This is a genomic window from Streptomyces laculatispora (assembly GCF_017353455.1).
Lineage (GTDB): Bacteria > Actinomycetota > Actinomycetes > Streptomycetales > Streptomycetaceae > Streptomyces > Streptomyces laculatispora.
Genome location: NZ_JAFMPZ010000522.1, coordinates 1 through 7550, shown reverse-complemented (window position 1 = coordinate 7550; position 7550 = coordinate 1). Strand labels below are relative to the sequence as shown.

The following is a 7550-nucleotide window of genomic DNA, read 5'->3' as shown; positions in this document are numbered from 1 at the left end:
CCCGCGGCTTCCAGGCCCGGGGCGCCGCCCGGCGTACCTGCTCCGGTGCCGGCCGGGGTGCCGGCCCCGGCCCCGGCGCCCACCGCCGTACGGCCCGGAAGGTCCGGTGCGGGTTCCGGGTCGCCGCGGAGGATCTGCGCGTAGGCGTCCGCCAGTTCGCGTCCGGGGTCGATGCCCAGTTCGTCGGCGAGCAGCCGCCGCGTGCGGTGGAAGCAGTCCACCGCCTCCGACTGGCGTCCCGACCGGTGCAGCGCCGTCATCAGGGCCGCCGCCAGCGACTCCCGCATCGGATGGGCCACTGCCTCGGCCCGCAGCACCGCCGCCGCCCGGTGGTGCTCGCCCAGCACGGCGTAGGCGTGAGCCAGCTGCTCGACCGTCGTGAGCCGGGACTCCTCCAGCGCGTGCGCGGCCGCCTGGAGCGGTGCGCTGGGGTACGTACCGGTGAGCGCCGGACCCTCCCACAGCGACAGGGCCTCCTTCAGCATCAGCACGCTGTCGGCCGGGCTGCGCTGCTCCCGTGCCAGCATCAGCAGTTCCTCGAACCGCTGGGAGTCCAGCAGGGTCTCCGGCACCCGCAGCACGTACGCGTCGCCGAGCGTCGCCAGCTCGACCCCGTGCATCTCCGCGTCCGCGCCCGTCAGCAGGGCGCGCAGCCGCGACACATGACCCTGGACGACGGTGCGGGCGTGCAGCGGCGGGGTGTCGTCCCACAGGCAGTCCGACAGCCGGGCCACGGACACGGGGGTGTTGGCGCGCAGCAGGAGGGCGGCCAGCAGGCTGCGGCGTTTGGCGGGGCCGAGGGGCAGTGGCCCGGTCTGCGTGTCGACGCAGACGGTGCCGAGCAGCCGGAACTCCACGAGCGGCTCCCCTTCCGGGCATGACGCGCCCGGTGCCGGGTCACGCACAAGATCCCAGAATATCCGGCGTTCCCGGAGAGCGGGGAGGGGGTGCGCCCGGATTGCGGGGCGCACCCGGCCGGGTCACAGGCGGCGTTCGTCCTCGGAAACCACTGTGGTGGGGGGCACGACCATGCGGCGGCGCCGCATGACGCTCGCGTAGACGAAGACGCCGATGACGCCGACGACCATCATGATCCAGCCGACCATGTCGACGTTGACGCTGTCCATCTCCCAGTCGGTCGCGAAGGCGAGTATCGCCCCCGCACCGATGAGAATGATGCATCCTCCGAGTCCCATGAGTTTCCGCCTCCTCGATGCCCCGGAAGCTCCGGGCCGTGTAAGGAGCGGGTACCCGGCCCGGCAACGACCATGTGTGCGGTGGCGGTTGCCGTTCCGGTCAGCCCGCCAGGAACGAGGCCAGGGCGGTCGCCAGCAGATGCGGGTCGTCGGCGCCGCACAGCTCACGGGCGCTGTGCATCGACAGGATGGCCACGCCGATGTCGACGGTCTGGATGCCGTGCCGGGCGGCGGTGATCGGGCCGATCGTGGTGCCGCACGGCATCGAGTTGTTGGAGACGAACGTCTGCCACGGCACGCCCGCCTTCTCGCACGCCGACGCGAACACGGCCCGGCCGCTGCCGTCGGTCGCGTACCGCATGTTGACGTTGACCTTGAGGATCGGTCCGCCGTTGACGACCGGGTGGTGCGTCGGGTCGTGCCGCTCGCCGTAGTTGGGGTGGATCGCGTGGCCGGTGTCGGAGGAGAGGCAGACGGTGCCGGCGAAGGCGCGGGCGCGGTCCTCGTACGTACCGCCGCGGGCGAACACCGAACGCTCCAGGACCGTGCCGAGCAGCGGTCCGTCCGCGCCGGTGTCGGACTGCGAGCCGTTCTCCTCGTGGTCGAAGGCGGCCAGCACCGGGATGTACGGGATCTGCGCGTCGGGCTGTCCGGCCACGGCGGCGAGCGCCGCGACCGCCGCGTGCACCGAGAGCAGGTTGTCCATCCGGGGCCCGGCCACCAGCTCGCGGTCACGGCCCAGGTAGGACGGTGCCTCGACGGGGTGCGGCATCAGGTCCCAGCCGGTGACGTCCTCGGCGTCGACGCCCGCCTCCTCGGCGACGAACCGGATGAGGTCGCCCTCCTCCACGTCCCCGAGGCCCCAGATCGGCTGCATGTGCTTCTGGCGGTCGAGCTTCAGGCCGTCGGAGTTGGCCGACCGGTCCAGGTGCACGGCCAGCTGCGGGACGCGCAGCAGCGGCCGGTCGATGTCGACCAGCCGGTGCGTCCCGTCGCGCAGCGAGATCCGCCCGGCGAGGCCGAGGTCCCGGTCCAGCCAGGTGTTGAGGAGCGTGCCGCCGTAGACCTCCACGGCGATCTGCCGCCAGCCGTGGGCGCCCGTGTCGGGCAGCGGCTTCACCCGCAGGTTCGGTGAGTCGGTGTGCGCCCCGACGATCCGGAACGGGGTGTGCGCCCCGGCGCCCTCGGGCACGTACCAGGCCACGATCGCGCCGCCGCGCAGGACGTACTTGCCGCCGGTCGTTCCGTCCCAGGCCGCCGTCTCCTCGACCTGCCGGAAACCGGCCTTCTCCAGCTTCGACGCGGCGGCCGCCACGGCGTGGTACGGGGAGGGGCCGGCCATCAGGAAGGCCATCAGATCGTCGGTGTGCCCGCGGTCGAAGCGGAGGGAAGAACTCATGTTCTTCACTGTAACCAGGCCCGTGCCAGAGAATTCACCGTCGTCCCCCGGCGTGACGCGGCTATCGTCCGGGCACCGCGGAGGGCCTGTCGCCGTCCCGCGCCTGCCGGCGCGCTCGGCACAGGGCGGCGAGGGCCTCCACCCGACCGCCTACGACAGCACCGCCACCCGAAAGCGTGTCCGGGTGGCGGTGCTGTCGATGATTCCGGCTGCGGAAGCCCTAGAACGCGGCCTCGTCCAGCTCCATCAGGGAGTTGTCGACGGACTCGGCGAGCGCGCGCTCGGCGCCGACGCCCGGCAGGACGTTCGCGGCGAAGAACTTCGCGGCGGCGATCTTGCCCCGGTAGAAGGCGACGTCCTTGGCGGAGGCGGCCGGCAGCTTCTCGGCGGCCACGGACGCGCCCTTGAGCAGCAGGTAGCCGACGACGACATCGCCGGAGGCCAGCAGCAGGCGGGTGGTGTTCAGGCCCACCTTGTAGATGTTCTTCACGTCCTCGCCGGTCGCGGTGAGGTCGGTGATCATCGTGCCGACGATCGCCTCCAGGTCCACGGCGGCCTTGGCGAGCGAGTCCAGCGCGCCGGACAGCTCCTCGTTGCCCTGGGCGCCCGCGAGGAACTTCTTGATCTCCTCGGAGAGCGTGTTGAGCGAGGCGCCCTGGTCGCGGACGATCTTCCGGAAGAAGAAGTCCTGGCCCTGGATGGCCGTCGTGCCCTCGTACAGCGTGTCGATCTTCGCGTCACGGATGTACTGCTCGATCGGGTACTCCTGGAGGTACCCGGAGCCGCCGAACGTCTGGAGCGACTGCGCCAGCTGCTCGTACGACTTCTCCGAGCCGTAGCCCTTCACGATCGGCAGCAGCAGGTCGTTGAGGCCGTGCAGCGCCTTCGCGTCCTCGCCCGCGGCCTCCTTCTCCTGGATCGCGTCCTGGACGGAGGCGGTGTACAGCACGAGGGAACGCATGCCCTCGGCGTACGCCTTCTGCGTCATGAGCGAGCGGCGCACGTCGGGGTGGTGCGTGATGGTGACCTTGGGGGCCGTCTTGTCCATGAACTGCGACAGGTCGGTGCCCTGGACGCGCTCCTTGGCGTACTCCAGCGCGTTCAGGTAACCCGTCGAGAGCGCCGCGATGGCCTTCGTGCCGACCATCATGCGGGCGAACTCGATGATGCGGAACATCTGGCGGATGCCGTCGTGCTTGTCACCGATCAGCCAGCCCTTGGCGGGGTGCTGGTCGCCGAACGTCATCTCGCAGGTGTTGGACGCCTTGAGGCCCATCTTGTGCTCGACGTTCGTCGCGTACACGCCGTTGCGCTCGCCCAGCTCGCCGGTGGTCCAGTCGAAGTGGAACTTCGGGACCATGAAGAGCGACAGGCCCTTGGTGCCCGGTCCCGCACCCTCGGGGCGGGCCAGTACGTAGTGGATGATGTTCTCGGACATGTCGTGCTCGCCCGAGGTGATGAAGCGCTTCACGCCCTCTATGTGCCAGGAGCCGTCCTCCTGCTCGACGGCCTTCGTGCGGCCCGCGCCGACGTCGGAACCGGCGTCCGGCTCGGTCAGCACCATCGTCGAGCCCCACTGCTTCTCGACGGCGATCTCGGCGATCTTCTTCTGCGCCTCGTTGCCCTCGTCGAAGAGGATGCCGGCGAACGCCGGACCGGAGGAGTACATCCACACGGCCGGGTTGGCGCCGAGCAGCAGCTCCGCGTAACCCCAGATCAGGGAGCGCGGGGAGGTCGTGCCGCCGATCTCCTCGGGGAGGCCCAGGCGCCAGTACTCGGAGTCCATGAAGGCCTGGTAGGACTTCTTGAAGCTCTCCGGGACCGGTGCGGTGCTGGTCTCCGGGTCGAAGACCGGGGGGTTGCGGTCGGCGTCGGCGTAGGAGTCGGCGAGCTCGTTCTCCGCGAGGCGGGCGACCTCGTCGAGGATGCTCTTCGCGGTCTCGACGTCCATCTCCGCGAACGGTCCGGTGCCGTACAGCTTGTCGCGCCCGAGGACCTCGAAGAGGTTGAACTCGATGTCGCGGAGATTCGACTTGTAGTGCCCCATGGGAAGGCTCCGTAATCAATAGCAGTGGCGCGCAGCGCCCCGTGGAGGGTGAGAAACGGGCGACGGGCTCGCGGATACCGGTCTGCCGCGCGGTCGGGGACCTGGCGGGGCCCGGACGTATCAGCTGACCTCTACGATGATGCTACCCGTCAGTAATAAGACGCAACCCCCCGAGGCAGAGATGTGTCCGATTACTCTTTGTCCCATGTACGGCTACGACCAGAATCAGGGCGCACAGCAGCCGATGGGTGGCGGCTACGGCGAGCAGCCGCTGTATCCCGAACCCTCGCCGCCCTCGCTGGGCGACGCGGTACGGGCCTTCACGACCGGCTCGCTGGCCGCCGAGGACTTCCAGCAGATCTTCGCGACGTCGAAGGTCTACTGCCCGCGCGGTGACAATCCGGGCTTCCTCGCGCTGCACAACACCCAGCAGCCGGTCATCCCGATGTTCACCACGCTCAAGGAGCTGCGGCTCTACGCGGGCAAGGAGTCCAAGTACTTCGTGATCACCGGGGCCGAGGTGATCGACCTGCTGCCCACCGGCTACGGCTTCGTCCTGGACATGGAGGGCGAGCACCGCATGGTCTTCGACGCCAAGGCCGTGGAGCAGATGGTCGACTTCGCGATGCGCCGCATGTACGGCTGACCGCCGGCCCCCTCCCCCCTCGCAAGGGGCTCGTACCGCTCGGCGGCACGAGCCCCTTGCGCTGTTCCGGGCGGTGCGGGAATGAAAGCCGCCTTGCAGGATGTTCACCATTCAACTAAATTGATTCCAGAACAGTCCCCGGAGGTGGCTTCCATGCCCGCAGTAACCGTCGAAAACCCGCTGACCCTGCCCAAGGTCGCCGCCCCGGCCGACGCCGTGGCCCGTCCCGTGCTCGCCGTGACCACGGCGCCCAGCGGGTTCGAGGGCGAGGGATTCCCCGTGCGCCGCGCATTCGCGGGGATCAACTACAAGCACCTCGACCCGTTCATCATGATGGACCAGATGGGCGAGGTGGAGTACGCGGCCGGTGAGCCCAAGGGCACCCCCTGGCACCCGCACCGCGGCTTCGAGACCGTCACGTACCTGATCGACGGCACCTTCGTGCACCAGGACTCCAACGGTGGCGGCGGCACCATCCGCAACGGCGACACCCAGTGGATGACGGCCGGGTCCGGGCTGCTCCACATCGAGGCGCCGCCGGAGTCGCTCGTCCTGTCGGGCGGCCTCTTCCACGGCCTCCAGCTCTGGGTGAACCTGCCCAAGGCCGACAAGATGATGGCCCCGCGCTACCAGGACATCCGCGGTGGCCAGGTCCAGCTGCTCGCCTCCCCGGACGGCGGCGCGCTGCTCCGGGTGATCGCGGGCGAGCTCGACGGCCACGAGGGCCCCGGTGTCACCCACACCCCCATCACGATGATCCACGCCACCGTGCGCCCCGGCGCCGAGGTGACCCTGCCGTGGCGCGAGGACTTCAACGGCCTCGCGTACGTGCTCGCGGGCCGCGGCACCGTGGGCGAGGACCGCAGGCCCGTCCACATGGGCCAGACCGCCGTCTTCGGCGCCGGCTCCTCGCTGACCGTCCGCGCGGACGAGCAGCAGGACGGCAACACCCCGGAGCTGGAGGTCGTCCTCCTCGGCGGGCGTCCCATCCGGGAGCCGATGGCGCACTACGGGCCGTTCGTGATGAACAGCCAGGCCGAACTGAAGGAGGCCTTCGAGGACTTCCAGGCAGGCCGCCTCGGCACCGTGCCCGCCGTCCACGGGATGTGAGCCGCGCCGCCGCCGTATGACGGTGCGTCACTCGTACGGCGGCGCGAGCGGGACATCGCCCCCGCGGCGTGATCGGGTGGGAGGGTGCAGACCCAGAAGCCCCTCCTGCCCATCGGTGCGCGGCGACTGGCCGCCTGGTGCGGTGTCGTCCTGCTGGTCGCCGGCGTCGCCGCGGTGGCCATCTGGCTGTGTGTCGCCCTCAAGACCGCCGTCACCCCCGTCCTGCTCGCGCTGCTCGGTACGGCGCTGCTCGGTCCGGTCCACCGCAGGCTCACCGCGTACGGGGTGAACCGTTCGGTGGCGGCCGGGCTGACCTGCGCCCTCCTCGTCGCGGTGGTCGGCGGCGCCGGCTACATCGTCGTCACCGCGCTCATCGACACCGGCGACCAGATCGTCCGGTCGCTGAAGGACGCCGGTCATTGGGTCGTCGACCACTTCGGGGTGACGGGCAACACCAATGTGGACGACCTGGCCGCCAATGCGAAGCAGCTCGTCGAGCGGTTCGGCGCGAGCGCCGCGGGCGGGCTCCTGAGCGGCCTCAGCCTGGTCGGTTCGCTCATCGCCACGAGCGTGCTCGCGCTCCTGCTGACCTTCTTCTTCCTGCGCGACTCCGACCGGGGCGTGAAACTCGCGCACTCCATCGCCCCGCGCGGCGCCGGAGACCTGGTCGAGGCGATGGGCCGGCGGGCGTTCGAGGCCGTCGAGGGCTTCATGCGCGGCACGACGTTCATCGCGCTCATCGACGCGGTCTGCATCACGGTCGGCCTGCTGATCCTGAAGGTGCCCGGCGCGGTGGGGCTGGGCGCGCTGGTCCTGGTCGGCGCCTACATCCCGTACCTCGGGGCCTTCATCTCGGGCACCGTCGCGGTGCTGGTGGCGCTCGCGGACCGGGGTTTCGTGATCGCGCTCTGGGCGCTCGGGGTGGTGCTCGCCGTACAGGTGCTGGAGGGCCACGTCCTCCAGCCGATGATCCAGAGCCGTACGGTCCAGATGCACCCGGCCACGATCCTGATCGCGCTGACGGCGGGCGCGAGTGTGGCGGGCCTGCTGGGGATGCTGCTCGCGGTCCCGGTGTGCGCGGCGGCGTTCGGCATCCTCGGCGAACTCCGCAAGGGCCACGTGCCCCCACCGGACCCCCCGGACGCACAAGCC

7 protein-coding genes are annotated in these 7550 nt (G+C 70.4%); 3 read left to right on the top strand and 4 right to left on the bottom strand.

The features are described from left to right. The 4 genes from J1C73_RS27455 to J1C73_RS27440 all read right to left on the bottom strand — a co-directional run. A partial coding sequence (locus J1C73_RS27455; RefSeq protein WP_207318740.1) for an AfsR/SARP family transcriptional regulator occupies positions 1-857 on the bottom strand: 857 nt, incomplete at its 3' end. A gap of 123 nt (positions 858-980) precedes the next feature. Further along, the gene (locus J1C73_RS27450) at positions 981-1196 is read right to left on the bottom strand and encodes a DUF6458 family protein (RefSeq protein WP_123460354.1); all 216 of its coding nucleotides are present in this window, start codon (positions 1194-1196) and stop codon (positions 981-983) included. A 100-nt stretch (positions 1197-1296) separates the two neighbouring features. Beyond that, entirely contained in the window at positions 1297-2595 is a 1299-nt protein-coding gene (locus J1C73_RS27445; RefSeq protein WP_207318739.1) for a M18 family aminopeptidase, read from the bottom strand. A 220-nt stretch (positions 2596-2815) separates the two neighbouring features. Beyond that, positions 2816-4642: an acyl-CoA dehydrogenase gene (locus tag J1C73_RS27440; RefSeq protein ID WP_207318738.1), complete on the bottom strand. Its 1827-nt coding sequence runs from the start codon at positions 4640-4642 to the stop codon at positions 2816-2818. Positions 4643-4847: 205 nt separating this feature from the next. Here J1C73_RS27440 and J1C73_RS27435 point away from each other — a divergent pair, with 205 nt between their 5' ends. The 3 genes from J1C73_RS27435 to J1C73_RS27425 form a co-directional block, all read left to right on the top strand. Next, positions 4848-5288 carry an SseB family protein gene (locus J1C73_RS27435; protein ID WP_018522179.1) on the top strand — a complete coding sequence of 147 codons (441 nt, stop codon included), beginning with the start codon at positions 4848-4850 and terminating at the stop codon, positions 5286-5288. 153 nt (positions 5289-5441) lie between these two features. Next, a complete protein-coding gene (locus J1C73_RS27430) occupies positions 5442-6398 on the top strand; it encodes a pirin family protein (protein WP_207318737.1) in 957 nt (318 codons plus the stop codon). Positions 6399-6482: 84 nt separating this feature from the next. Next, a partial coding sequence (locus J1C73_RS27425; protein WP_207318736.1) for an AI-2E family transporter occupies positions 6483-7550 on the top strand: 1068 nt, incomplete at its 3' end.